General features: G+C 71.4%; 22 protein-coding genes. 13 read left to right on the forward strand and 9 right to left on the reverse strand.

The window, feature by feature from the left end:
- The 6 genes from WMF20_RS15665 to mnhG are packed head-to-tail and all read left to right on the forward strand — an operon-like array spanning position 1 to position 3,619.
- Complete coding sequence (locus WMF20_RS15665) at positions 1 to 420, forward strand: Na+/H+ antiporter subunit B (RefSeq protein WP_437614440.1); 420 nt, start codon at positions 1 to 3, stop codon at positions 418 to 420.
- Positions 417 to 764: a Na+/H+ antiporter subunit C gene (locus WMF20_RS15670; protein WP_437614442.1), complete on the forward strand. Its 348-nt coding sequence runs from the start codon at positions 417 to 419 to the stop codon at positions 762 to 764. Before WMF20_RS15665 ends, WMF20_RS15670 begins: the two co-directional genes overlap by 4 nt.
- The gene (locus tag WMF20_RS15675; RefSeq protein ID WP_437614444.1) at positions 761 to 2,272 is read left to right on the forward strand and encodes a proton-conducting transporter transmembrane domain-containing protein; all 1,512 of its coding nucleotides are present in this window, start codon (positions 761 to 763) and stop codon (positions 2,270 to 2,272) included. Before WMF20_RS15670 ends, WMF20_RS15675 begins: the two co-directional genes overlap by 4 nt.
- A complete protein-coding gene (locus WMF20_RS15680) occupies positions 2,269 to 2,742 on the forward strand; it encodes a Na+/H+ antiporter subunit E (RefSeq protein ID WP_437614446.1) in 474 nt (157 codons plus the stop codon). The genes WMF20_RS15675 and WMF20_RS15680 overlap by 4 nt, the downstream gene beginning before the upstream one ends.
- Positions 2,739 to 3,005, forward strand: coding sequence for a monovalent cation/H+ antiporter complex subunit F (locus WMF20_RS15685; RefSeq protein ID WP_437614448.1), 267 nt, complete (start codon positions 2,739 to 2,741; stop codon positions 3,003 to 3,005). The genes WMF20_RS15680 and WMF20_RS15685 overlap by 4 nt, the downstream gene beginning before the upstream one ends.
- A complete protein-coding gene (gene mnhG / locus WMF20_RS15690; RefSeq protein ID WP_437614450.1) occupies positions 3,002 to 3,619 on the forward strand; it encodes a monovalent cation/H(+) antiporter subunit G in 618 nt (205 codons plus the stop codon). Before WMF20_RS15685 ends, mnhG begins: the two co-directional genes overlap by 4 nt.
- Positions 3,620 to 3,695: 76 nt before the next feature.
- Here mnhG and WMF20_RS15695 read toward each other — a convergent pair whose 3' ends face one another.
- From WMF20_RS15695 to WMF20_RS15705, 3 genes are read right to left on the reverse strand one after another with little or no spacing between them, the layout of a single operon-like run.
- Complete coding sequence (locus tag WMF20_RS15695; protein WP_437614452.1) at positions 3,696 to 3,986, reverse strand: hypothetical protein; 291 nt, start codon at positions 3,984 to 3,986, stop codon at positions 3,696 to 3,698.
- Positions 3,958 to 4,635, reverse strand: a complete 678-nt coding sequence (locus WMF20_RS15700) for an FAD-binding protein (RefSeq protein WP_437614454.1) — start codon at positions 4,633 to 4,635, stop codon at positions 3,958 to 3,960. Before WMF20_RS15700 ends, WMF20_RS15695 begins: the two co-directional genes overlap by 29 nt.
- A 34-nt stretch (positions 4,636 to 4,669) precedes the next feature.
- Positions 4,670 to 6,316: a di-heme-cytochrome C peroxidase gene (locus tag WMF20_RS15705; RefSeq protein WP_437614456.1), complete on the reverse strand. Its 1,647-nt coding sequence runs from the start codon at positions 6,314 to 6,316 to the stop codon at positions 4,670 to 4,672.
- A gap of 517 nt (positions 6,317 to 6,833) precedes the next feature.
- Here WMF20_RS15705 and WMF20_RS15710 point away from each other — a divergent pair.
- Both WMF20_RS15710 and WMF20_RS15715 read left to right on the forward strand, forming a co-directional pair.
- A complete protein-coding gene (locus WMF20_RS15710; RefSeq protein ID WP_437614458.1) occupies positions 6,834 to 7,262 on the forward strand; it encodes a hypothetical protein in 429 nt (142 codons plus the stop codon).
- 140 nt (positions 7,263 to 7,402) lie between these two features.
- Complete coding sequence (locus tag WMF20_RS15715) at positions 7,403 to 8,872, forward strand: protein adenylyltransferase SelO (RefSeq protein ID WP_437614460.1); 1,470 nt, start codon at positions 7,403 to 7,405, stop codon at positions 8,870 to 8,872.
- 13 nt (positions 8,873 to 8,885) lie between these two features.
- Here WMF20_RS15715 and WMF20_RS15720 read toward each other — a convergent pair whose 3' ends face one another.
- Positions 8,886 to 9,974 carry a HisA/HisF-related TIM barrel protein gene (locus WMF20_RS15720; RefSeq protein ID WP_437614462.1) on the reverse strand — a complete coding sequence of 363 codons (1,089 nt, stop codon included), beginning with the start codon at positions 9,972 to 9,974 and terminating at the stop codon, positions 8,886 to 8,888.
- Between the two features lie 259 nt (positions 9,975 to 10,233).
- Here WMF20_RS15720 and WMF20_RS15725 point away from each other — a divergent pair, with 259 nt between their 5' ends.
- A complete protein-coding gene (locus tag WMF20_RS15725) occupies positions 10,234 to 11,784 on the forward strand; it encodes an outer membrane protein assembly factor BamB family protein (protein ID WP_437614464.1) in 1,551 nt (516 codons plus the stop codon).
- Positions 11,785 to 11,808: 24 nt separating this feature from the next.
- Here the strand turns inward: WMF20_RS15725 and WMF20_RS15730 are convergent, their stop codons facing one another.
- Both WMF20_RS15730 and WMF20_RS15735 read right to left on the reverse strand, forming a co-directional pair.
- Positions 11,809 to 12,369 (reverse strand): tyrosine-protein phosphatase, encoded by a 561-nt coding sequence (locus WMF20_RS15730; protein WP_437614466.1) that lies wholly within the window; start codon positions 12,367 to 12,369, stop codon positions 11,809 to 11,811.
- An 85-nt stretch (positions 12,370 to 12,454) separates the two neighbouring features.
- On the reverse strand, positions 12,455 to 12,862 hold the full coding sequence (locus WMF20_RS15735; RefSeq protein ID WP_437614468.1) for a hypothetical protein: 408 nt from the start codon (positions 12,860 to 12,862) through the stop codon (positions 12,455 to 12,457).
- A 493-nt stretch (positions 12,863 to 13,355) separates the two neighbouring features.
- Here WMF20_RS15735 and WMF20_RS15740 point away from each other — a divergent pair, with 493 nt between their 5' ends.
- A complete protein-coding gene (locus WMF20_RS15740) occupies positions 13,356 to 14,216 on the forward strand; it encodes a hypothetical protein (RefSeq protein ID WP_437614470.1) in 861 nt (286 codons plus the stop codon).
- Positions 14,217 to 14,279: 63 nt separating this feature from the next.
- Here WMF20_RS15740 and WMF20_RS15745 read toward each other — a convergent pair whose 3' ends face one another.
- Both WMF20_RS15745 and WMF20_RS15750 read right to left on the reverse strand, forming a co-directional pair.
- Positions 14,280 to 15,323, reverse strand: a complete 1,044-nt coding sequence (locus tag WMF20_RS15745; RefSeq protein WP_437614472.1) for a glucose 1-dehydrogenase — start codon at positions 15,321 to 15,323, stop codon at positions 14,280 to 14,282.
- A 23-nt stretch (positions 15,324 to 15,346) separates the two neighbouring features.
- Positions 15,347 to 17,143 carry a glycoside hydrolase family 15 protein gene (locus WMF20_RS15750; protein WP_437614474.1) on the reverse strand — a complete coding sequence of 599 codons (1,797 nt, stop codon included), beginning with the start codon at positions 17,141 to 17,143 and terminating at the stop codon, positions 15,347 to 15,349.
- A gap of 318 nt (positions 17,144 to 17,461) precedes the next feature.
- Here WMF20_RS15750 and WMF20_RS15755 point away from each other — a divergent pair, with 318 nt between their 5' ends.
- From WMF20_RS15755 to WMF20_RS15765, 3 genes are all read left to right on the forward strand, one after another.
- Positions 17,462 to 17,869, forward strand: a complete 408-nt coding sequence (locus WMF20_RS15755; RefSeq protein WP_437614476.1) for a hypothetical protein — start codon at positions 17,462 to 17,464, stop codon at positions 17,867 to 17,869.
- A 108-nt stretch (positions 17,870 to 17,977) separates the two neighbouring features.
- Positions 17,978 to 18,580: a GrpB family protein gene (locus WMF20_RS15760; RefSeq protein ID WP_437614478.1), complete on the forward strand. Its 603-nt coding sequence runs from the start codon at positions 17,978 to 17,980 to the stop codon at positions 18,578 to 18,580.
- Between the two features lie 506 nt (positions 18,581 to 19,086).
- Entirely contained in the window at positions 19,087 to 20,121 is a 1,035-nt protein-coding gene (locus WMF20_RS15765; RefSeq protein ID WP_437614480.1) for a zinc-dependent alcohol dehydrogenase, read from the forward strand.
- A gap of 7 nt (positions 20,122 to 20,128) precedes the next feature.
- Here WMF20_RS15765 and WMF20_RS15770 read toward each other — a convergent pair whose 3' ends face one another.
- Positions 20,129 to 21,958, reverse strand: a complete 1,830-nt coding sequence (locus tag WMF20_RS15770; protein WP_437614482.1) for a PQQ-dependent sugar dehydrogenase — start codon at positions 21,956 to 21,958, stop codon at positions 20,129 to 20,131.
- Between the last annotated feature and the right edge of the window lie 55 nt (positions 21,959 to 22,013).

Raw genomic sequence — 22,013 nt, forward strand, 5'->3', positions numbered from 1 at the left:
ATGCCCTCCTTGATCCTGCGCGCCGCGACGCCGGTCTTGATGGTGCTCCTGATCATCGTCTCGATTTACGCGCTCCTCCGCGGTCACCACGAGCCCGGGGGCGGGTTCGTCGGCGGGCTCATCATCGCGTCGGCGTTCTCGCTCCACGTCCTCGCGTACGACGTCCCCTCGACGCGCCGGCTGCTCCGCGTCGCGCCCCAGACGCTCATGGGGCTCGGGCTCTCGACGATCCTGCTCTCGGGCGTCATCGGGCTCGTGGCCGGCGGAGCCTTCCTGCAAGGCGTGTGGGCGACCGTCCCGGTGCCGGGGCGCGGCGACGTCGCGGTGGGGACGCCGGTGATGTTCGACGTCGGCGTGTATGCCGCCGTGATGGGCATGGTGCTCATGATCGTCCTCATGACCGCGGAGATGAGCTCATGACGGTCCTCCTCGCGATCGTCGTCGGCGGGCTCTATGCGTCGGGGCTGTTTCTCATGCTCCGGCGCAGCATCGTGAAGCTCGCCTTCGGCCTCGTGCTGCTCGGGCACGGGACGAACCTCCTCATCCTCACGGCAGGCGGCGTCGTCCGCGGCCGCCCGCCGCTCATCCCCAGGGGTGGAGGGGGCTTCCAGGCGCCGCCGGCCGATCCCGTGGCCCAGGCGCTGATCCTGACGGCGATCGTCATCAGCTTCGCGGTCGTCGCGTTCACCGTCGTCCTCCTTCATCGCGTTCATCGGACGATGGGCAGCGACGACATCGACTCTCTCGAATCGACCCTCCCATGAAGGTGCTCCTCGTCCTGCCCGTCCTCGTCCCCATGACCACGGCGGCCCTCTCGCTCCTTATCTTCCAGCGCACAGGGAGACAGCCCGCGCTCGGCTTCATCGGGAGCGTCCTTCAGCTCGCCGTCGGCGTCGCCTTGCTCCGCGCGGTGCACCGGGGGGGCATTCAGTCGACCCAGCTCGGCGGCTGGCCCGCGCCGTACGGCATCACCTTCGTGGTCGACCTCTTCTCGGCGCTGATGGTCCTGCTCTCGGGCATCATCGCGGTCGTCACCTCGATCTACTCCGTGTCGGACATCGACCGGGAACGGCGGGCGCGCGGGTTCTACCCGCTCATGCACGCGCTCCTCATGGGCACGAACGGCGTCTTCGTCACCGGCGACCTCTTCAATCTATACGTCTGGTTCGAGGTGACGCTGATCGCGTCCTTCGTGCTCCTGGTGCTCGGCAACGAGCGGCCGCAGATGCAGGGCGCGATCAAGTACGTCGCGATGAACCTGATCGCGAGCGCCCTCTTCCTCACCGGCCTCGGCATCCTGTACGGATCCGTGCACGCCCTCAACATGGCCGACCTCTCGCTCAAGCTGCCGAGCCTCGCGCCGTCGATCCGGATCACGCTCGCGATGATCTTCCTCGTCGCGTTCGGCATCAAGGCTGCTGTCTTCCCCCTCTTCTTCTGGCTGCCGGACTCGTATCACACGCCTCCCGTGACGGTCACCGCGCTGTTCGCGGGGCTCTTGACGAAGGTGGGCGTCTACGCCCTCGTGCGTATCTTCACCCTCGTCTTCGTGGTCGACCAGGGAGCCACCCACGCGCTCCTCCTCGGGATAGCGGCCTTCACCATGGCCGTCGGCGTGCTCGGCGCGGTGTCCCACCGGGAGGTCCGGCGGATCCTCGCGTTCCACAGCGTGAGCCAGGTCGGCTACATGGTCATGGGCCTCGGCCTGTTCACGTTGTCGTCCCTCTCGGGGGCGATCTTCTTCGTCTTGCACCACGCCATCATCAAGTCGAACCTCTTCCTCATCAGCGGCATCATGCGCTCCGACAGGAAAGACGTCCCCCTCGAGCTTCAGGGCGGGCTCCTCGCGCGGAGCCCCGGGCTCTCCGCCTGCTTCCTCGTCACGGCCCTCTCCCTCGCCGGCATGCCGCCCTTGTCGGGGTTCTGGGCCAAGCTCATCTTGGTGCGGTCGGGGCTCGAGGTCGGCTCGCGAGGGGCCGCGGCCGTCGTCGCCACGAGCCTCGCCGTCGGCCTCGTCACCCTCATCTCGATGACGAAGATATGGAACGAGGCCTTCTGGAAGCCCGCGCCCGCCGAGGCCGACCTCGCCCCGCGCGAGGGCGGGGCGCGGCGTCGCGCGCTCCTGTACGTGCCGGTCGTCCTGTTGACCGCGCTGGGCCTCACGCTCGGAATGGCGCCCGAGCCGCTCCTCGACGTCGTCCGGCGGGCCGCCGCGCAGCTCGCCGAGCCGACCGAATACGTGCGCACCGTGCTGGGGGAGGGGAACCCATGAGAGCCCTCGTCCTCAATCTGTTCCTGGCGATCGTCTGGGTGACCCTGCTCGGCCGCGTCACCGCAGGGGGCCTCGTCTTCGGCTTCCTCCTCGGGTACCTCCTGCTCTTGGGGCTCCGGCGCCTGCTCGGCCCCACGACCTATTTCGAGAAGCTGCCAGGGGTGCTGTCATTCCTGCTCTTTTATGCGCGAGAGATGGTGCGGGCGAACATCAGGGTCGCCCGCGACGTCATTTCGATCCGGCGAAAGAGCCGCCCCGGCATCGTCGCGGTCCCCCTGGATCTGACGACCGATCTCGAGATCACGGTGCTGACGAACCTCCTCGCCCTGACGCCCGGCACCTTCGGCCTCGACGTCTCGGGCGACCGCACGGTCCTCTTCGTCCATGCGATGTTCGTGGACAGCGCCGACGCGCTGCGCGCGACCATCAAGAACGACCTCGAGCGCCGCGTGAAGGAGCTCTTCCGATGACCCCGCTCTTGCTCGTCACGATCGCCGTCGTCACGGTGGCGTTCGTCGTCGCGTTCATCCGACTCCTGCTCGGGCCGAGCCTCCCGGACCGCGTGGTCGCCATGGACCTCATGGCGACGGTCGGCAGCGGTGGCATCGCCCTCTACGCGATGGTGACCGACCAAGGCATCCTCCTCGACGCGGTGATGGTGCTGTCGCTCATCTTTTTCCTCGGCACCATCGCGTTCGCGTATTACCTCGAGCGACAGGGGGAGGGTTCATGATCCTCGAGCTCTTCGAGGGCGCGCTCCTCGTCATCGGGTGCATCTTCATGCTGCTCGCGGCCGTGGGCATCCTGCGCATGCCGGACCTGTTCACGCGCCTCCAGGTGACATCGAAGGCCTCGGTGTTCGGGATGACGTGCATCATCTCCGCATCCGCCCTTCATTTCCGTGACCCGGCCGTCACCACCCGGGCCATCGTCATCATCGCATTCGTGGTGCTGACGATGCCCGTCGCCACGCACTTGCTCGCTCGCGCCGGTTACACGACCAACACGCCCCTCTCGCCCGAGACCGTGGTGAACGAGCTCGCGGGCCATTACGATCCGACGACCCATACCCTCGCCGGCGCAGAGCCGAGGGCCCGCACGTTCGAGCTCGCGTCCGGGGCCGCCGTCGTCGGCAAGCGCATCGCCGAGCTCGGCCTGCCTGCCGGGGTGCTCATTCGCGCCATTCACCGGGAGGGCGCGACCGTCGTGCCCCGGGGCCAAACGATCCTCGAGGCCGGCGACAGGCTCGACGTGCTCGCGGAGCCGGCAGAGATCGGCCGCGTGCGCGAGATCTTCCTGGCCCAGGCCGCGACGACGGCGACGGACGATCCGGACGGCGATCCGTGATACGCAACGCTGCCCGGCGGAGCGCGCGCGTCGGCGGGCGGGGCGGGCGAGGCGATCGCGTCCGTGGTTCTGCGGATCAAGGAGCGAAGACGGAGCCGCGGTTCAGGATGCCCCCCGGGTCCTGTTGCGCCTTGAGGCCGCGGAGCGCCGCGTAGGTCTCCTCGCCGAAGCACGCGCGATAGGCGTCGGCGCCGGAGGTCGACTCGGACTGGATGTAGCGGCGGCAGCCGAGCTCGATGGCGGCGCGCGTGAGCGCCTCGCCATAGGCGCGCAGCGGGTCCGCGGCGTCCCCGGAAGGCAGGCGCAGCGCGCCCCAGGAGCCGAGCGCGAAGAACGGCTCATCGCGCGGGTAGACCAGCGCCGGCACCGGGCGCCGCTGGCGGATCGGGTACGCGTAGCGCCGGCGGTACGAGAGCAGGCCCGCGTGCTCCGCCTCGAGGGCGGCGAGCCGCGCCTGCGCCTTCGCGAGGCTCCTGCCCGGGGTGAACAGCGTGAACCACAGGAGGCGCTCGTCGCGCTCGGCCTCGTCCGGACCGGGGCCGAGGAGCTCCGGCGAGGCGGCGATGCGCTCGCGGCTGACGCTGGCGCCGGCCGGGTAGGGCGGGGGAGCCGCGGTGTCCAGCGGGCAGAGGTCGAGCGTCGGTGCCTTCCACCTCGAAGCGGACGTCGCCGAGGCGCTCCGTGCGGAGGAGGAGCTCGTGCGCGGCGGGCAGCGAGGCGCCGTTCAGCGCGTGGCCCTGGCCGCGGATCCGCACGGGGACGCCGTGCCGGTGGGCCGTCCCGACGGCGTCGGCGAGCTCGGCGGAGGAGGCGGGGGCGATCTCGCAAAAGGTGTCGGCGCTCTGCCGGAGCCGGCCGAAATGGGAGATCGGGCCGGAGACGACGCGCGGCGCGAACGCGGAGAAGAGGTCGCGGAGCTGCTGCGGGGAGCGCACGGAGCGAGCGTACACGGGCGGAGGAATCGGTACCCGGTCCTCACGTTCGGGAACCCGGCGCTCGTGACGGTCCTGGTGCATCCGGTACGCTGAAGAAGGCCCCGCGGCGCGCCGGTCACAGCGTCTTCAGATACTCCACGAGGTCCCATCGCTCCTGCTCGGTCAGCGCGGGCCCGATGACGCCGCGGCCCCGCGGCCCGTCCCGGTACTCGTGCCCTGCGTTCGAGTTGCCGGTGACGTCCGTCGCGAACTCGAACGCCCGCTGGGACGGCTCGACCCGGAGGCCGACGCGCTTGGGGTCGAACTCCGCGCTGCCAACGTGGAACCGCTTGGAGCGCCGGTCTGCCGGCAGGAGGAGCTCGTACAGGCTCGGGACCGAGCCGTTGTGGAGGTAGGGCGCCGTCGCCCAGATCCCGTTCAGCTCGCGCGCCTTGTACGCGAGCGGCGCGCGCCACCGGTTCGGGCGATACCCGTCCCACTCGAGCCGACGCTCCGCGGACAGGCCGAGCTCGTCGTACTTCGTCTTACGAATCGCCGAGGTCGCGCGCTCCAGCGCGTCTGCTATTCCCATCGTTCCGCGCCCGAGCGCGCTCAGATCCGCCGTGCGTTCGTTGAAGCTGACGGCGTGGGTGGGATCCGTGCCGATCTCGTCGAGCGGAGTCATCGTCGCCATCCGGAAGCGCTTGCCGTGCGGGTCGGGGGGGCTCAGGCGCGGCTCGTGACAGCGCGCGCAGTGCGTCGTGAAGAGGCCCCAGCCGCGCGCGGCGCGCTCCGGATCGATACGGCCGAACAGGTGCTCGGGCCACCGCGGAGACCGGAGCTTCTCCACCTGCTGCTCGAGCAGGTGCAGGTTGTCCACGCGAATGCTGGACTCGACGCGCACCGTCGAGCCCTGCGACGCCATGCGGAACGACGTGTGGGTGCCCACGCCCAGGGCCTCCCCGATGTTGCGCCCCATGGGTTGCATGATGGATCCGTTCCACTGCACCCAGTCGTAGCTCGACGTGTCCCATAGGTGGGGGTAGTCCACCGGCGCGTTCGTCGCGCGCAGGTTCTCCGGGCTGAGCGACCCGAACAGCAGGTTGCCAGCGCGCCCGAGCGCGTCCAGCCTGCCGAAGCCCGACACCGTGGCGTGGGCTCCCGCCTCGCCCCCGGTGAGCGCCCGCAGCCGGGCCGGCGCGAGCGCCTCCTTCATGCGCTCCTCGAGGCCGCGCCGGGAAGCCTCGTTGTACCCGTCCTTGAGGACCGCCCTGGCGAAGCGATCGAGCTTCTCCGGCGTCCTGTAGGTGAGGGCGAGCGCGCTCAGGACCGCATCGGTGAAGGCGACAACGTCGATCCCGGCCGGCCCGCCGTCGATCCGGATGCGCGCGCCGCGGTAGGTGATCTCGCGGGTGTGGCAGGCCCCGCAGGTGAACCCGACGTACGCCTCGCGGGTCGCCGGGTCGACGTCCTTGGCGAGGCCCACCGGGAAGCGCTCCGGGTTGCTCTCGATATCTGGATCTGGAATGAAGCGATAGCGCGTCACATAGTCGCTCGCGACGAACGGCCGCGCGCTATCCTGCTGCTCGAGCGCCAGGAACCACGCGAGCGGCAGGAGCCTGGTCCCCTGGGACCTATGATAGAAGATCTGGCGTTCCTCTCGACCCCATCCCTGGTCGAGAAACACGGCGCGCGCCTCGGGCCGGCGGCCCTTGGAATGCGCGCATCCGACCGAGGTCGCAAGCATCGCGAGCGCGATGGCGCCGATCCGAATCGTGGACATGATCCCCCCCGAATTGTCAGGCCCGCCATGTCTGGCGGTGCGCATCCGTCGGCGATGCCGCGCCGGCTGAGGTGATCGCCTCGCCGCCACGTCTCATGTCACGATCCAGCAGCAGCGCTCTCTCGTCATCAGCCCTCTTCAGGGCACGTGGTGCCTATACCGCGCCGTCGCAGTACGCCTCGAACAGAGCGCGTGAAGCGCGGCCTGTATGAAGCAAGCCTACGGCTCGATGTGCCGGCGTCAAGCAGACGAGATGAGAGGCCCCCACACCGATGCTGCGATGGTCGGGACATCCGAGGCGCCCCGCGCGCGGCGCACGGCGCGAAGACGCCGCGGACGGCCGCCGGGGGCCGGCCGTCCGCGGCCCTCTTCGACCCGGCGTTCGAGGAGGAGCTCGTCGCGGTCGCCCTCGGCGACCTCGCAGCGCGCCCGGGGGCGCGCCGCGCGAGCGCCACGTGAAGGCCGCCTCTACACTGTCGAGACCGGCGAGCCGGCGACGCGACCCGGGAGGAGATCCATGCGACGATTCACCATCCCCGGTTTGCTGATGGCGTGCCTCTCGAGCTGCACGTCCGCGCCGCCGTCCGCGCCGGGGGAAGGGCAGGTCGAGGGGCCTCCGCCGCCCACGGCCTCGTGCCCGACCGAGAAGCTCGCGTTCACCAGGGAGACGGGGTGCGCGAACGACGGATCCGTCGAGTTTTGCCTGCCGACGGGCGACGAGGCGCTCCTCGCCCGCGTGCGCGACATCGCGCCGACGATCCAGGCGGGCTCGTCGCGCGGGCGCGCCGGGTGCGATGTGCCCGCGGAGACGCTGTACTTCTTCCCCACGGGAGACGCCGAGTGCACCGCGCGCCACGGCGCGCTCGAGGACGCGGCCTGGGACAAGGTCTGCCGCATCGCCGCGCTGCCCGAGGTGCGGGCGATCGTGCCGACGTGGTACGAGTGATCGGGGCGCCCCCGGCGCCGCCGCGATCGCCCGTTTGCGGGGCGGCGCGAGGGCGCGGATTGCAGTAGAACCTCGGCAGACGCCGGCAGAGCGACGCCTCCGAGGACGCTGCTGGCCCCCACCCGCCCCGAGGCTCCCCGATGAAGCTCGCCTTCGACAACACCTACGCCCGGCTCCCGGACCGGTTCTACGCGCGCGTCTCCCCCGCCAAGGTCCGCGAGCCGCGCGTCGTGAAGGTCAACCGCGCGCTCGCGGAGGTGCTCGGGCTCGACGCGGAGCAGCTCGCGTCCGCGCAGGGGGCAGAGGTGCTCTCGGGCAACGCGCTGCCCGAGGGCGCGGAGCCGATCGCGCTCGCGTACGCGGGGCACCAGTTCGGCAGCTTCGTGAATCAGCTCGGGGACGGCCGGGCCATCCTGCTCGGCGAGGTCGTCGGCAAGGACGGCAAGCGGCGCGACATCCAGCTCAAGGGCGCGGGGCGGACGCCGTTCTCGCGCGGCGGAGACGGGCGCGCCGCGCTCGGGCCGGTGCTGCGCGAGTACGTCGTGAGCGAGGCCATGGCGGCGCTCGGCGTGCCGACGACGCGCGCGCTCGCCGCCGTGACCACGGGCGAGCCGGTCTTCCGCGAGGAGGTGCTCCCGGGCGCGGTGCTCACGCGCGTGGCCGCGAGCCACCTCCGCGTGGGCACGTTCCAGTTCTTCGCCGCGCGCGGCGACCGCGAGGCGCTCTCCACCCTGGCGTCGTACGCGCTCGCCCGGCACTACCCCGAGGCGGCGGGCAGCGGCAACGACGCGCTGGCGCTGCTCGATCGCGTCATCGAGGCGCAGGCGAGCCTCGTCGCGCGCTGGCTGGGCGTCGGCTTCGTGCACGGCGTGATGAACACCGACAACACCTCGATCTCCGGCGAGACCATCGACTACGGGCCGTGCGCGTTCCTCGACGAGTACGATCCCGAGAAGAAGTTCAGCTCGATCGATCGCGGCGGCCGCTACGCCTTCGGGAACCAGCCGGGCATCGCCCAGTGGAACATGCTGCGGCTCGCCGAGGCGCTCCTGCCGCTCCTCGCCGACGACAAGGACGAGGCCGTCCGCCTGGCGACCGAGCGCGTGCAGCGCTTCACCGGCCTGTTCGTGGAGGCGCACGAGCGCGTCCTGCGGGCGAAGCTGGGGCTCGCGCGCGAGGAGGACGACGACCTCGCGCTCGCCGCCGATCTGCTGGAACGGCTCGCGTCGAACGGCGTCGATTACACGCTCTTCTTTCGCCGGCTGTGCGCGTCGGCGGAGGACCCGGCCGCCGACGCGCAGGTGGCCTCGCTGTTCGCGGAGCCCGGCGCCTTCCGCGACTGGGCCGAGGCGTGGCGCCGGCGGCTCGCCAGGGAGGACGTCGACGGCGGAGCGCGCGCGCGGGCGATGCGGCTCGTCAACCCCGCGTTCATCCCGCGCAACCACCGGATCGAGGCGCTCATCCAGGCGGCGGTCCGCGGCGATTTCGAGCCCTTCGAGACGTTCGTGCGGGTGCTCGAGCGACCGTACGAGGATCAGCCGGAGCTCGCCCACCTGAGCGAGCCCCCGCAGCTGGAAGAGCGCGTGCAGTACACGTTCTGCGGGACGTGAGCGGGGCGGCCCCTCAGTCGGCCACGAAGCCCTTCCATCGCCGCAGGTACCCGGCGAAGGTCTCGGAGACGCCGCGCTCGAGCAGCTCGGCGCGCGTGAGCGGCGGCCGCCGCGGCTCCCAGGTGGGATCGGCGATCCGCTGCGGCCAGTCGGGGTTGGCGATGCCGGCGCGCCCCAGCGCGACCGCGGTGGCGCCCTTGTCGAGGAGCGCCTCGGCCTCGGCGCGCGTCCAGACGCCGCCGGCGACCACGAGCGGCAGGCTCGCCCCCACCGCCTCGCGGAACAGCGGCAGCGGGTGCGCGTCCGGGCGCTTCCGCGAAGGCTTGCTCGCGTCCCACAGCGAGAGGTGGAGGAAGTCGGCGCCGTCCTCGACGAGCCAGCGGGCGAGCTCGAGGTTCTCGTCGAGGTCGAGCCCCTTGGCCTGGCCCCAGTCCTCGGGCGACAGGCGCACGCCGACCACGAAGGACGCGGGCACCGCGGCGCGGACCGCCCGGAGGGTCTCGCGCAGCAGGCGCGCCCGGTTCTCCCACGCGCCGCCCCAGCGATCCGTGCGGCGGTTCTGGGTGGCGGACAGGAACTGGCCGAGGAGGTAGCCGTGCGCGCCGTGCAGCTCGACGCCCGCGAAGCCGGCGAGGAGCGCCCGCGCCGCGGCGTCGCGGAAGCGGTCGATCACGGCGAGGATGTCTTGCTCGGTGGCGGCGCGGGGGACGGGCAGGTCCGGCTCGGCGACGGCGCTGGCGCTCCACGTGGGCAGGCCGGACACCTGCGGATTGGCGCGGAGGCCGCCGTGAAAGAGCTGGACGAGGCCCAGCGCGCCGGGGGCGGCGATCGCGGCCGCGAGCCGGCGCAGGCCGGGCAAGAGCCGGTCGGCGAAGACGCCGAGCTCGCCCTTCCAGGCATGGCCGTCCTCGGCGACGTGGGCGGCGCAGGTCTCGACCACGCCGAAGCCGCCTTGCGCGCGGCAGGAGAGCCAGCGGAGCTCGTCGTCGCCCAGGGAGCCGTCGTCGTGGCTTTGCCCGTTCGTGAGCGGGGCGAGCCAGACGCGGTTCCTGGCGGTGAGGCCGTTCGGGAAGGAGAAAGGCGAGAGCAGGGGTGAGGTCACGGGCCGATGTTTAGCACTCGCTGCCTCTTTCCCTACAACGATGACCACGCGTCTGGTCGATTGTCCCGAGGTGCTCAAACCTGCGTCGCGGTAACCGGATCTGGGCCATGTCACGGGTGCTTCGGCCATCCTCTCTATCCGATTGACACGCAGCTCGATTCCGCGTGACGTATGTCCGGGGTGTCTTGTTGCAGCGAGGATGGAACGGGCGTGCCGGGCCGCCGATCGCCGCTCACCTCGATGCCCCAGGAGGATCATCATGAAGCGCATCTTCTGGGCGCGGTCCGCGGTCGCGGCCGCCGCATGTCTCGCCGTGCTCTATGTCGTCCAGGGTCGCACCGCCATGGGCACGGGCGCCGGGCGCTGGACGGTTTACGGCAAGGATCTCGCCAACACGCACCACGCGTCCGACGAGCGCGAGATCGGGCCGGCGAACGTCGGCTCGCTCTCCGTGAAGTGGGCCTTCACGACGACTGGCATCGTCCCCGCGACGCCGGCCGTCGACCACGGCGCGGTGTACTTTCCGGACGGGGGCGGCAACCTGTACAAGCTCGACGCCGAGACCGGGGTCCCGATCTGGACGCGCGCGATCCCGAGCCTCACGGGCACGGCGGACGCGGTCTCGCGCACGAGCCCCGCGCTCCACGGCCACATGCTGTTCGTCGGCACCCAGGCCGGCGCGCACATGCTCGCCGTGGACAGCCGCACCGGCGATCTCCTGTGGAAGACGCAGCTCGACCCGCACCCGGCGGCGATCATCACGCAGTCTCCCGTCGTGCACGGCGGGCGCGTGTACGTGGGCGTCTCCTCGCGCGAGGAGCTCTTCGCGGCGGACAACGCGTATCCGTGCTGCTCGTTCCGCGGCAGCGTGGTGGCGCTCGACGCGGTGACCGGGGAGGTGCTCTGGCAGCGCTACTTGGTCCCCGCCGGTTTCACCGGCGGCGCCGTCTGGGGGGGCGCGCCCGCGATCGACCTCGGGCGTCGCACCTTGTACGTGACCACCGGCAACAACTACACCGTGCCTCCGGCCGTCTCCGCGTGCGTGGAGGCGGCCGGCGACGACGCCCTCGCCGTAGAGGCCTGCCTCCCGGCCGACAACTATATCGACGCCGTCCTCGCGCTCGACCTCGACACCGGCGCGCTGAAGTGGGCGCGGCGGCTCCAGGGCTTCGATGCCTGGACGGGGGCGTGCTACTTCGGCGGCGACTGGTGCCCTGATCCGGCGGGCCCGGATTACGACTTCGGCACGGGCGCGACGCTGTTCTCGGCCGGCGCGGGGGCGGCGCGCCGCGATCTTGTCGGCGCCGGCCAGAAGAGCGGCATCTTCTGGGCGCTCGACCGGGACGACGGGAGCGTGGTGTGGAGCACGCTGGTCGGCCCCGGCGGGGAGCTCGGCGGCATCATGTGGGGAGTCGCCGTGGACGAGAGCCGGATCTACGTGCCGATCGGCAACAACGGTGGGGTCGAGTACACGCTGCAGCCCTCCGGCCAGGTCGTCTCGTGGGGATCGTGGAGCGCGCTCGACGCCGCCACGGGCGACATCCTGTGGCAGACGCCCGATCCCACGCCGGGCGCGCAGGATCGGGGGCCGTTGACGGTCGCGAACGGCGTGCTCTACGCCGGCTCGATGAGCGGCAACGTGCACGCCCTGAGCGCCGCGACGGGCGCGATCCTCTGGAGCCGTCCGGCCGACGGCTCGGTCAGCGCCGGGCCGGCGGTGGCGCGCGGCACGGTGTACTGGGGGAGCGGCTACGAGAGCTTCGGGATCGGCACGCCGGGCAACACGCTGTTCGCGTTCGCCTTGCCGTAGCGCTGCCCCGGGCTCGCCGTCGATTCAGCCGGCTCGGCCGCGTCCGCCCGAGGCGAGCGCGGCCCGCAGCCTCGTCGGGTCGAATTCGGTCGGCGGCAGCCAGTCCAGGATACCGTCGATGGCCCGATCGATCGCGATCGGGTCGGCGCCGTCGCTGAGCATGTACTCCTCCGCGACGACCTGCCGTGGCACGCCGATCGCGAGGAGCGCCGCCGCGATGACGACGCCGGTCCGGTCTCTTCCCGACGTGCAGTGGACGTAGACCGGCCACGCGAGATCGGGAGTCGCGAGCACGGAGAGGGCCTTGCCGAGCCAGCTCCTCACCCGGCGCTGCCGGGTGTCGTAGTTCTCGAGGTCATCCTCCGCGGCGACATGTACGTACCTGACGCCCGGGAGATGCGCAGGATCGGGGCCGCGTCGGAGGTTCAGGATCGTACCGGGCGAGCCGAGATCGCCGGGCGTCGTCATGAGATCGAAGCGCCCGCCGCGGAGCAGCCAGCCCGCAGGGATCGGCGACACGTCGAACCAGAGCCCGAGCATTTCACCCACGTCTCGGTAGTTGGCGGGTCTGAACGCCGCGCTCATGCGCTGCCCTTCCCTCGGCCGAACCACGGGCCGCACGCGAGCTCCAGCGCTTCCACCGGGGAGCGGTGCCTCTCCACCATGCAGGTCAGGACGTTGCGTTCGGCCGGTCCGGCGCGGTCTGGGTGGAGTCGCGCGGAACGATGATGAACCAGAGAAGAACGTGACCCACAATCGCTGCCGTCCATAGCGCTAGGAGCGGGAGACCGAGCCGGGGGAGCGCCGACATCCCGTGGGGGGCGGCGAGGAGGGCCATGAGCAACGCCGCCGCCGGTGCCCCCATGCCGAACAGCAGATGGGCAGCCGTCCGGAGCGCAGCAAAGGCGAGACGACCGGGGCTCTGCGCGAGGTTGCGGGCGTACACCGCGATCGCGGTCGCCACGAGCGCCCCGGCCACCCACGGGGCGGTCGGGATCGGCCCTGCGGCGTTGGTGGTCCAGTGGCGAATCCAGCTGGCGGCGATCAGCGCGAGCCACCCGGCCAGTCCGTGGGCCATCGCGCAACCCAGCTCACGGAATTGCCTACCGCCCCTGGTCATCGTGGAACCGTAGCGTAGCTGACGAACGCCCCGCCGTGTCAAGGAGACCGGCGCAGGGCGGCGGAGGGCGTCCGGGGCTGGAGCCCGCGCTGGCTCTCACAACCCGCGGGCGTCATCTCGATCCGCAGGCAATCCGCAGGTCGAGCGCGGCCGGCGCTCGGATCTCCCTCGCCATCTGGCCATCGCGCCATCGCGCCGGCCAGATGTCCCTGGAGTGTCTCGACCAACACGCTCCCTGAGCAAAGCACGTGGCGAATTGTCTCAGTGGGGCGCGCGTGCAGCCCGCGCGCGAAAGGTAACGACACGTGATGACATGTCCTCATGGGGCGCTGCGCGTCGTTGCAAACCCCTCTCGTGCGTTTCTTTCAACAGACGCTCAGCTCGCACGCCTGGATCGTGACTTGCAATCTCACGGAACATGCATCGACACACCTCTCTCGGACTGGCAATCATGGGTCTCACGCTGACGCTCGGCTGCGTCGGCGAAGCTGAAATCGCGGAGGCGCTCGACGAGAGCGCCGATGCATTCTCGACGGCGCCCGGTGAGCCGAACCACGAAGAGATCACCGTCACCGCGCTGTCGTTCCTGAAGCCTTCCGTGCTCACCGCACTGAAGGTCGGAAACGTGTCCACGGACGTCGCGTACCATTTCAGCAATACCGCCCATTTCGATGACTGCAACTTCAGCGGAGGCGCCGCCTTCGTCGCCGCGAAGCAAGCCGAGGCGGTGCGCGCGCTGGGCCCGGGCATCCCGCTCCTGGATGGGGATGCCCTGGCCATGCTGGCCTTCGGGCGTTCGCTTCACGCGGTGCAGGACTTCTACGCACACACGAACTGGGTCGAGCTCGGCGGCGACGTCCTCGTGGACCAGTCGCTCACCGCTTTCCCCGCGCTCGCGCCGTACTCCGCGATCCCGTCGACGGGCTTCATCGTCGTGCAGGGCGACAAGCCGAAGCGGGCGGCGGTGACGCGCCACGCCGACGCCCCGTACCCGGAGTACGCCATCGTGACGGTCCGGGTCCAGCGGACGAATAAATATGGCCTCGTCTCGGGTACGGTCGAGTACGAGCCGGGGAACTACTGTCCGCCTCCGGTCGCGATGACGCACGACGAGCTCAGCAAGGACAAGACCTCATTGACGGATCGCACGGCGCAGCACCTCGCGGCGAAGTCGCTCGCGGTCCAGCAGACACGCCATGAGTGGTGCCGGCTCAATCGGCTGGCGCACGACGCGTGGGGCGACGCCGGGACCGCGCGCCTCGCGGCGTGGGTCGCCGACCCGAGCTCGGCGCCCGACTGCGGCATCGAGTGATCATCCATAAAGACCCCTGTTCCGCGGGCCCGAGAGGTCCCTCCTCCGGCGGCGCCGGCGCGCTCACGCGAAGGCGATGATGGGCTTCACGTCCGCCGGCTTTCGCACGAGCGCCTCGGCCCAGCGGTCGAGCGGGACGCGGCGGGTGAGGAGGCGGTCGAGCCAGCCTTGATCCGCCCGGGCGAGCGACGCGGCGGCCGCCTCGTAGTGCCGCCGGTTCGCGTTGACCGTGCCGAAGACGACCGTGTTCTCGAGCACCATCTCGCGGTTCAGGCCCTGCACGTCGACCGGGAGCGTCCGCCCGCCCGACGACACGCCGGCGAGGCACACGAGGCCGACCGGCGCCACGATCTGCATCGCGTCGTAGATGAGCCGCCCGACGCCCGTGCACTCGATGACCACGTCCACGCCCGCCCCGGCCTCCCGCACGCTGCTCGCGTGGTACGTCGCCCCGAGGTCGCGCACGAGGCCGGGCTTCGGCCCCTCGGTCACCCGGTCGAGCACGCGCACCTCGAGGCCGCGCTCCACGCCGAGCAGCGCCGCGAGCAGGCCGATGGGGCCCGCCCCGGTGACGAGCGCGCTCCGCGGCTTCCAGGTCGTCCGCGCGCCGATGCGCTCGATCTGGTCCCACGCCTTGGCCACGACGCTCGCCGGCTCGAGCAGCACGCCGCGCTCGCCGAGCTTCTTGTCGACGACCACCGCGAACTCGGGCTCGATGCGGTACCGCTCCGAGGCGTAGCCGTCGATCTCCTTGATGCCGCGCTCGGTGTAGCGGCCGTTGCGGCACATGTCCCACTCGCCCACCGCGCAGCTCGCGCACGGGACCGGGTCGGGGCGGCGCACGATCCCCACCACCCAGTCCCCCCGGTCGAGCCCGCTCCCGGGCGGCGCCTCGAGCACCTCGCCGAGCGACTCGTGCCCGATCACGAGCCGCGCCTTGCCCGGCGGCGCCCACCCGTAACCGCCGCTCACGATCTCGACGTCCGTGCCGCACACGCCGACGGCGAGCGTCTTGACCAGCACCGACCCGTGCGCGCTCGGCGGCTCGGGGATGTCTTCCAGGCGCCCGGAGCTCGGCTTGCCGGGCTCGACCGTGATTGCGCGCATCGAGCTCTCCTTTCTTTTGAGCCTCAACGAGATCGATGGGCCGCGGGCCCTGCGCGGTCCAGGGCAAGATTGAACGCGGTGTCGACCAGCGCCAGATGGCTGAACGCCTGGGGGAAGTTCCCGAGCAGCCGCTCGCTCGCGGGGTCGTACTCCTCCGAGAGCAGGCCGACGTCGTTGCGCAGGGCGAGCAGCCGCTCGTAGAGCGCCCGCGCCTCGGCGGCGCGGCCCATGAGGGCATAGCAGTCCGCCAGCCAGAAGCTGCACGCGAGGAACACCCCCTCGCCGCCGGGCAGGCCGTCGGCCGTCCCCGCCGGGCCGTTCAGGTAGCGGAGCACGAAGCCCGCGCGCAGGAGCTCGCGCTCGATCGCGCGCACCGTGCCCACGACGCGCGGGTCGTCCGGCGGGAGGAAGCCCACGAGCGGGATGAGCAGCGCGCTCGCGTCGAGCTCCTGGCTGCCGTACGACTGCGTGAACGCGCCCCGGCCCCGGTCGAACCCCTTCTCGCACACCTCGGCGTGCACCGCGTCGCGCAGCGCGCGCCAGCGGTCGACCGGGCCTTCCAGCCCGAGCTGCTCCACGGTCTTCACGGCGCGATCGAACGCGACCCAGGCCATCACCCGCGAGTAGGTGAACGGGCGCGGCCCGCCCCGCACCTCCCAGATGCCCTCGTCGGGCCGGCGCCAGCTCGACTCGAGGAAGTCCATCAGCTTGCGCTGCAGGCGCCAGGCGTCCGGCTCCGGCGCGAGGCCGGAGCGGCGCGCCTGGTACATCGTGTCCATCACCTCGCCGTAGACATCGAGCTGGAGCTGCGAGACCGCGGCGTTGCCGGCGCGCACCGGCCGCGAGCCCTCGTAGCCCGGCAGCCAGGGGAGCTCGATCTCGCGGAGGCGCCGCTCGCCCGCGACGCCGTAGAGGATCTGGAGCTTCGAGGGGTCGCCGGCGATGGCGCGCAGGAGCCAGTCGCGCCAGGCGGCGGCCTCCTCGCTGTAGCCGCCGAGCAGCAGCGCGTAGAGCGTGAGGGTCGCGTCGCGCAGCCAGCAGTAGCGGTAGTCCCAGTTGCGCACGCCGCCGATCCGCTCGGGGAGCGAGGTCGTCGGCGCCGCGACGAGCCCGCCGGTGGGCGCGTGGGTGAGCGCCTTGAGCGCGACCAGCGACGAGACGACCGCTTCCCTCCACGGTCCGGCGTGGGCGCAGCGGCTCGACCAGGCGCGCCACCACGCCTCGGTGCTCTTCACCTCGCGCTCGGCGTCGAGCGCCTCGGGCGGCGGCTCGTGCGACGGGTGCCACGTGAGCACGAAGGGGATGCGCTGCCCCTCGTGGACGTCGAAGTCGGCGACCGTGGAGAGCCCCGCGCCGCGGACCGGCACCCCCGCACGCAGGATCAGCGCGTCGGGCCCGGCCACCGCGCGCAGCGCGCCGCCAATCGAGCGCACCCAGGGCACGATCGAGCCGTAGTCGAAGCGAATGACGAGCTCGAGGGAGACCGGGACCCGGCCGCGCACGCCCTCGACGACGCGCACGACGTCGGGCGCCCTCCCGCGCAGCGGCATGCAGTCCACGAGCCGCACCGCGCCTTCGGCCGTGGTGAACTCGGTCTCGAGCACGAGCGTGCCCTCGCGGTAGCGGCGCGCGACGCGGGGCGCCGGGTCCTTCGGCGCGATCCGGAAGCGGCCGTGCTCCGGCGCGCCGAGCAGGGCGGCGAAGCAGGCGGCCGAATCGAAGCGCGGCAGGCACAGCCAGTCGATGGAGCCGTCGCGCCCGACCAGCGCCGCGGTCTGTGTGTCCCCGAGCAGCGCATAGTCCTCGATCCGCAGCGGCATGCGACCTCCCCGCCGACGCGGCGACGAGCGCCGGCGCCACGGCTGCGGCGCGAGCACGGAGGATGCCACGCGCCGCGCCGCGGGTCCGGGCGGCTGCCCGGGCGCGGATGGCCACGCCGTGCACAGCGACGACCGCCGGGCATGACCGCCGTGCTCGGCAGCGGCCGGGCCCAAACATGGTGAGCGGGCGCGGTGGAGACTCCCAAGCTGCTCAGAACCCGGGACCGCGCTCGATGTAATCGCCGCGCGGCGCGGGCGTCCGAACGGGCGCTGCGGCTCGGCGCGGCAGGGGATTCACGGTACGATGGTGGAGCGCTCATGCCCGAGGTCCTGCGCAACGTCCATTTCATCGTGGCCGTCGATCCCACGGCGAGGATCGTGCGGGTCACGCGGACCGCCGCGCCGTTCGATTCCCTCGAGCAGATCGAGCAGCGGTGCATGGAGGTCACCGCGGCGCTCGCCCCGGTCCACCGGAGCGCGATGTCGCTGCTCCTGGACATCCGCGCGGCGCCGGGGCGAAACGACCCGAAGTTCGAAGAGGCGACGCTGCGCCTGCGGACCGCCGCGGCGCGCGGCTTCGGGTGCGTGGCCGTCCTCGTGGGGACCTCCGCCGGGGCGCTGCAGGTCCGGCGCCATAGCCGCGAGGACGGCGTCGACCGCATCATCAGCGACGACGAGGACGAGCTGCTGGCCTACCTCGCCGCTGCGCCGTCGCGCTATCGCTGATCGCGGCCTCGGGGGCGCGGACCCCATCTCCCGCCCCCTCGCCGCGGGCTCAGCGCTTCAGCCGATCTTTCCGCGGGACGCGGAGCGCGGCACGCCTATACTCGCGCCGTGCCCACCGCCGAGGAGATCACGAAGCACCACGCGCCCGCCCCCGGTCAGGACCCGTGGGTGAACGGCCCGCCGGCGCCGGCGCCGATCGCCGTCGTCGATTACGACGAGCGCTGGCCGTGGCTGTTCGACGTGGTCGCGCGGAAGATCCGCGCCGCCCTCGGCGACGCCGCGCTCGCGATCGAGCACGTCGGCTCGACCTCGGTGAAAGGGCTGGCCGCCAAGCCGACGATCGACGTCGACCTCACCGTCACCGATCCCGCCGACGAGCTCGCGTACGTCCCCGCGCTGTCGAGCGCCGGATTCACGCTGGTCATTCGCGAGCCGGACTGGCACGAGCACCGGTGCCTCCAGCTCGCCGAGCCGAACAGCAACGTGCATGTCTTCGGCCCCGACTGTCCGGAGGTGATCCGCCACCGCATGTTCCGCCAGTGGCTCACCGAGCACCCGGAGGATCTCGAGCTATACCGCCGGGCGAAGCTCGCGGCTGCGTCCGAGATCTCGGCGGCGAGCGGCATGGTGATGGACTACAACAAGCACAAGGAGCCCGTGATTCGCGCGATTTACGAGCGGATGTTCCGCGCGAACGGCCTCATCCGCTGACGGGAGACTCGCGGCGCAGGGGGCGGGGGCAGGAACGTCCAGCTCGGCCCAGGAACCCGCCCCCGCAACCCGCGCGCAGCCGCTGGGCCCCCGTGGCGAGCGCGGGAACCTCTTCGGCGCCCTGCGACTGGAAGAGGCCGAGCGCCGCGTCCCCTACCGTAGCTCCTGTCATGCGGCCCGACGTCCTCGAAAGGATAGTTAGACTAACTTACTTTATCATTGCATCGCGCATCGACGTGGCTCCTCCCACGGCCCGCTGGGATCGCCCCGCGGTGCGGGGCCGCCCGGGCTCTCCATGCCTGCGGCGATGGCCCGCGCCTGCTCCCTGGCGAAGGTCGACAGGCGGCGCTCGTCATTCGCGCTCTCCGGCGCTCGGGCCGACGGCGATCCGGAACGGATGTTGACAAGCGATCACGGGGAAAGCTACATGCGCATTCGCGCCCGCACAATTGTTCAGCTCGGAGAGGCCGGGTACCGGCGGGGCGGCGAAAGGGAAGAGTGAAGCGGTGCGCGCAGCCATCATCCACGGCGTTCGTGATGTCCGGTTCGGCGAGGTCGAGGCTCCGCAGCCGCGCGAGGGCATGGTGACGATCCAGGTCGCCGGCTGCGGGATCTGCGGCAGCGATCTGCACTATTACCTGGAGGGCGGGATCGGCTCGGCGCAGATCCACGGCGCCTTCGTGCCGGGACACGAGCTCGCCGGCTGGGTCGTCCAGGACCATCCGGAGCTGGGCCTGTCCAGGGGGCAGCTGGTCGCCGTCGACCCCGCCCATTCCTGCGGCCGCTGCGAGTGGTGCCAGCGCGGCCACGTGAACCTGTGCCCCTTCGTGGAGTTTCTGGGCGCGCCGCCGCTCCATGGCGGCATGGCGGAGCGGGTGGCGGTGCACCCCGATCAGGTCGTGCCCGTCCCGGCCGGCTTCTCGGTGCGCCGGGCGGTGATGCTCGAGCCGCTCGGCGTCGCGATTCACGCCATCGACCTCGCCCGGCCCCACCTGCAGGAGACGGTGGTGGTGCTGGGCTGCGGGCCGATCGGCCTGGGCCTGGTCCAGCTCGCGCGCCGCTCGGGCGCCGCCCGCGTCTTCGCCGTCGACCCCGTGGCCTACCGGGCCGAGGCGGCGCGCCGCCTGGGCGCGCACGACGCGGCGCCGGCGCTCGCGGCCGTCCCGGAATGGACGGGCGGCCGGGGCGCCGATCTCGTGATCGAGGCGACGAACTCGCCCGACGGCTTCCACCACGCGGCCGAGGCCGCGCGCATCGGCGGGCGGATCCTGCTGGCGGGCATCCCCGAGGGCGACCGCTACGCGCTGCCGGCGGCGCTGTGCCGCCGCAAGGGGCTGAAGGTGAAGTTCTCCCGGCGCATGGGGCACGTGTACCCGCGGGCGATCCGCATGGTCGCCGAGGGGGCGGTGGACGTCGATTCCATCGTCACCCACCGCTTCGATCTGTCGGACGCCGAGAAGGGCTTCCGCCTGCAGGCGGATTGCCAGGACGGCGCGCTGAAATCGATCATCGTCCCGGAGGACGGCGGCACGCCGTTCTGATCCAGGCTCAGTTGCCGAGGATCACGCGGAAGATCCGCTCGTCGCTGTTGTTGGGCACGCTGTCCGTGCCCCCGGTGTTTGTCGTCGTCAGCCAGAGGTTGCCATCGAGGGTGGGCTCGACGGTGCGGAGGCGGCCGTAGGTGCCCACGAACAGCTGCTGCACGCTGGTGAGGCTGCTCCCGCTGATGACCGCGCGGTACATCCGTGTCCCCCGCTGGCACGCGGCGTAGAAGACGTCGTCCACGATCGCGATCCCGCTGCACGACCCCTCGGCGGTCCGGTACGTGAGCTTTGGCGCGATGTAGCCCGCCGTGCTGCACCCGCTGCCGCCTTGCGAGACGGTGCCCTCGCAGTTCGGCCAGCCGTAGTTTCCGCCTTTCTGGATGAGGTTGGTCTCATCCATCACGGTGTTGCCGAACTCCTGCTCCCAGAGCCGACCCGTGGAGTCGAACGCCAGCCCCTGCGGATTCCGGTGGCCGTAGCTCCACACGTAGTTCCCGAACGGGTTGTCCGACGGGACCCTGCCGTCGGGCTCGAGCCGCAGGATCTTCCCGGCGAGGCTGCTCGTGTCCTGCGCGAGGTTCCCGTTCTGCGCGTCGCCCGTCGTGGCGTAGAGCTTGCCGTCCGGCCCCCACCGCAGCCGGCCGCCGTTGTGGTACTTGTTGCGGGGGATGCCCGAGATCAGCACCTGCTCGGTCGACGTGTCGAGCCGGTTGCCGACGACCTTGATCCGCACGATCCGGTTGTCCGTGGACGACGTGTGCATGATGTACAGCCAGCGGTCGGCCTCGAACGTCGGCGCGATGGCCAGCCCCATCAGGCCCCCTTCGCCGTCCGTGCCCGCGACGTTCGGCACCGTGCCGATCGAGGTCTTCGCGCCGGTGCTCGGGTTGAGCTGGACGATGTCGTCCGCGTCCCTCCGGCTGTAAAGGACCGTGCCGTCCGGCAGCGAGACAAGACCCCACGGGAGGTCGGTGTCCGTGGCGACCTGGACGACCTCGCAGACCGCCGAGCTGCAGGTCGACCCCGTGGTCACCGAGGTGGAGCCGCTCGCGGGCGAAGCGTTGCTCTGCGCGTCGAGCGCGATCACGTGGTACGTGTAGGCCGTCGCCGACGAGAGGCCGCTGTCCACGAAGGTCGTCGCCGGGGGGCTCGAGGCCGTGCCGGGGACCGTGCCGACCTTGGCGCCATTGCGGTAGACGTCGTACGCCGTGACCGCGACGTTGTCGGTCGCCGCCGTCCACCGGAGCGTCACGCTGGTCCCCGACGCGGCGCCGGTCAGGTTTGTCGGAGCCGTCGGCGGTTGATCGTCGACCTCGACGGGCGACGACCATTGCTGGTTCATCTGATTGTTGCAGGTCCAGAGCTGAACGGCGGTGCCGTTGGTCGTCCCCCGTCCCTCCACGTCCAGGCATAGCCCGGACGGCTGGTGGATGATGGCGCCGGCCGAGCTCCTCGTCCATTTCTGGCGAGCCTGGCCGCTGCAACTGGCGATCACAGCCTTGGTCCCCGCGGTCGTCGCGCCGTTCGCCGGCTCGACGCACCGGGTGCCGCCGTAGACCTGGAGCTCACCGGCGGATGTAAAATTGAAGCTCTGGTTGTCCTGTCCATTGCAGGTGTAGATCTGCAGGCCGGTCCCTGGCGTGGTGCTCCTCCCTTTCACATCCAGGCATTTCCCGGACGCGACGCTGGTCAACGGGGCGCCCGTCACGGCGGCCGCCTCGTCGGTGTCGAGCGCCTCCGGGTCTGCGCCTGGGTCGTCGATGCAGCCGGCAGGGAAGAGCGCCAGCGTGGCCAGTCCGGTCAACAAGTACCGTGAACATCCATGTCTCTTCATGATCGTTTCATCCATGTTGGCAGCCCGTTGGCTCGCCGAAAGGTCATCCCGGGCG

This window comes from Sorangium sp. So ce834 (assembly GCF_051521425.1).
Lineage (GTDB): Bacteria > Myxococcota_A > Polyangia > Polyangiales > Polyangiaceae > Sorangium > Sorangium cellulosum_D.

Coding starts and splice junctions, on each gene's coding strand:
- WMF20_RS15665 (WP_437614440.1), top strand. CDS start 1: ATGCCCTCCTTGATCCTGCGCGCCGCGACGCCGGTCTTGATGGTGCTC.
- WMF20_RS15670 (WP_437614442.1), top strand. CDS start 417: ATGACGGTCCTCCTCGCGATCGTCGTCGGCGGGCTCTATGCGTCGGGG.
- WMF20_RS15675 (WP_437614444.1), top strand. CDS start 761: ATGAAGGTGCTCCTCGTCCTGCCCGTCCTCGTCCCCATGACCACGGCG.
- WMF20_RS15680 (WP_437614446.1), top strand. CDS start 2,269: ATGAGAGCCCTCGTCCTCAATCTGTTCCTGGCGATCGTCTGGGTGACC.
- WMF20_RS15685 (WP_437614448.1), top strand. CDS start 2,739: ATGACCCCGCTCTTGCTCGTCACGATCGCCGTCGTCACGGTGGCGTTC.
- mnhG (WP_437614450.1), top strand. CDS start 3,002: ATGATCCTCGAGCTCTTCGAGGGCGCGCTCCTCGTCATCGGGTGCATC.
- WMF20_RS15700 (WP_437614454.1), bottom strand. CDS start 4,635: ATGCACCAGGACCGTCACGAGCGCCGGGTTCCCGAACGTGAGGACCGG.
- WMF20_RS15705 (WP_437614456.1), bottom strand. CDS start 6,316: ATGTCCACGATTCGGATCGGCGCCATCGCGCTCGCGATGCTTGCGACC.
- WMF20_RS15710 (WP_437614458.1), top strand. CDS start 6,834: ATGCGACGATTCACCATCCCCGGTTTGCTGATGGCGTGCCTCTCGAGC.
- WMF20_RS15715 (WP_437614460.1), top strand. CDS start 7,403: ATGAAGCTCGCCTTCGACAACACCTACGCCCGGCTCCCGGACCGGTTC.
- WMF20_RS15725 (WP_437614464.1), top strand. CDS start 10,234: ATGAAGCGCATCTTCTGGGCGCGGTCCGCGGTCGCGGCCGCCGCATGT.
- WMF20_RS15730 (WP_437614466.1), bottom strand. CDS start 12,369: ATGAGCGCGGCGTTCAGACCCGCCAACTACCGAGACGTGGGTGAAATG.
- WMF20_RS15735 (WP_437614468.1), bottom strand. CDS start 12,862: ATGGCCCACGGACTGGCCGGGTGGCTCGCGCTGATCGCCGCCAGCTGG.
- WMF20_RS15740 (WP_437614470.1), top strand. CDS start 13,356: ATGGGTCTCACGCTGACGCTCGGCTGCGTCGGCGAAGCTGAAATCGCG.
- WMF20_RS15745 (WP_437614472.1), bottom strand. CDS start 15,323: ATGCGCGCAATCACGGTCGAGCCCGGCAAGCCGAGCTCCGGGCGCCTG.
- WMF20_RS15750 (WP_437614474.1), bottom strand. CDS start 17,143: ATGCCGCTGCGGATCGAGGACTATGCGCTGCTCGGGGACACACAGACC.
- WMF20_RS15755 (WP_437614476.1), top strand. CDS start 17,462: ATGCCCGAGGTCCTGCGCAACGTCCATTTCATCGTGGCCGTCGATCCC.
- WMF20_RS15770 (WP_437614482.1), bottom strand. CDS start 21,958: ATGAAGAGACATGGATGTTCACGGTACTTGTTGACCGGACTGGCCACG.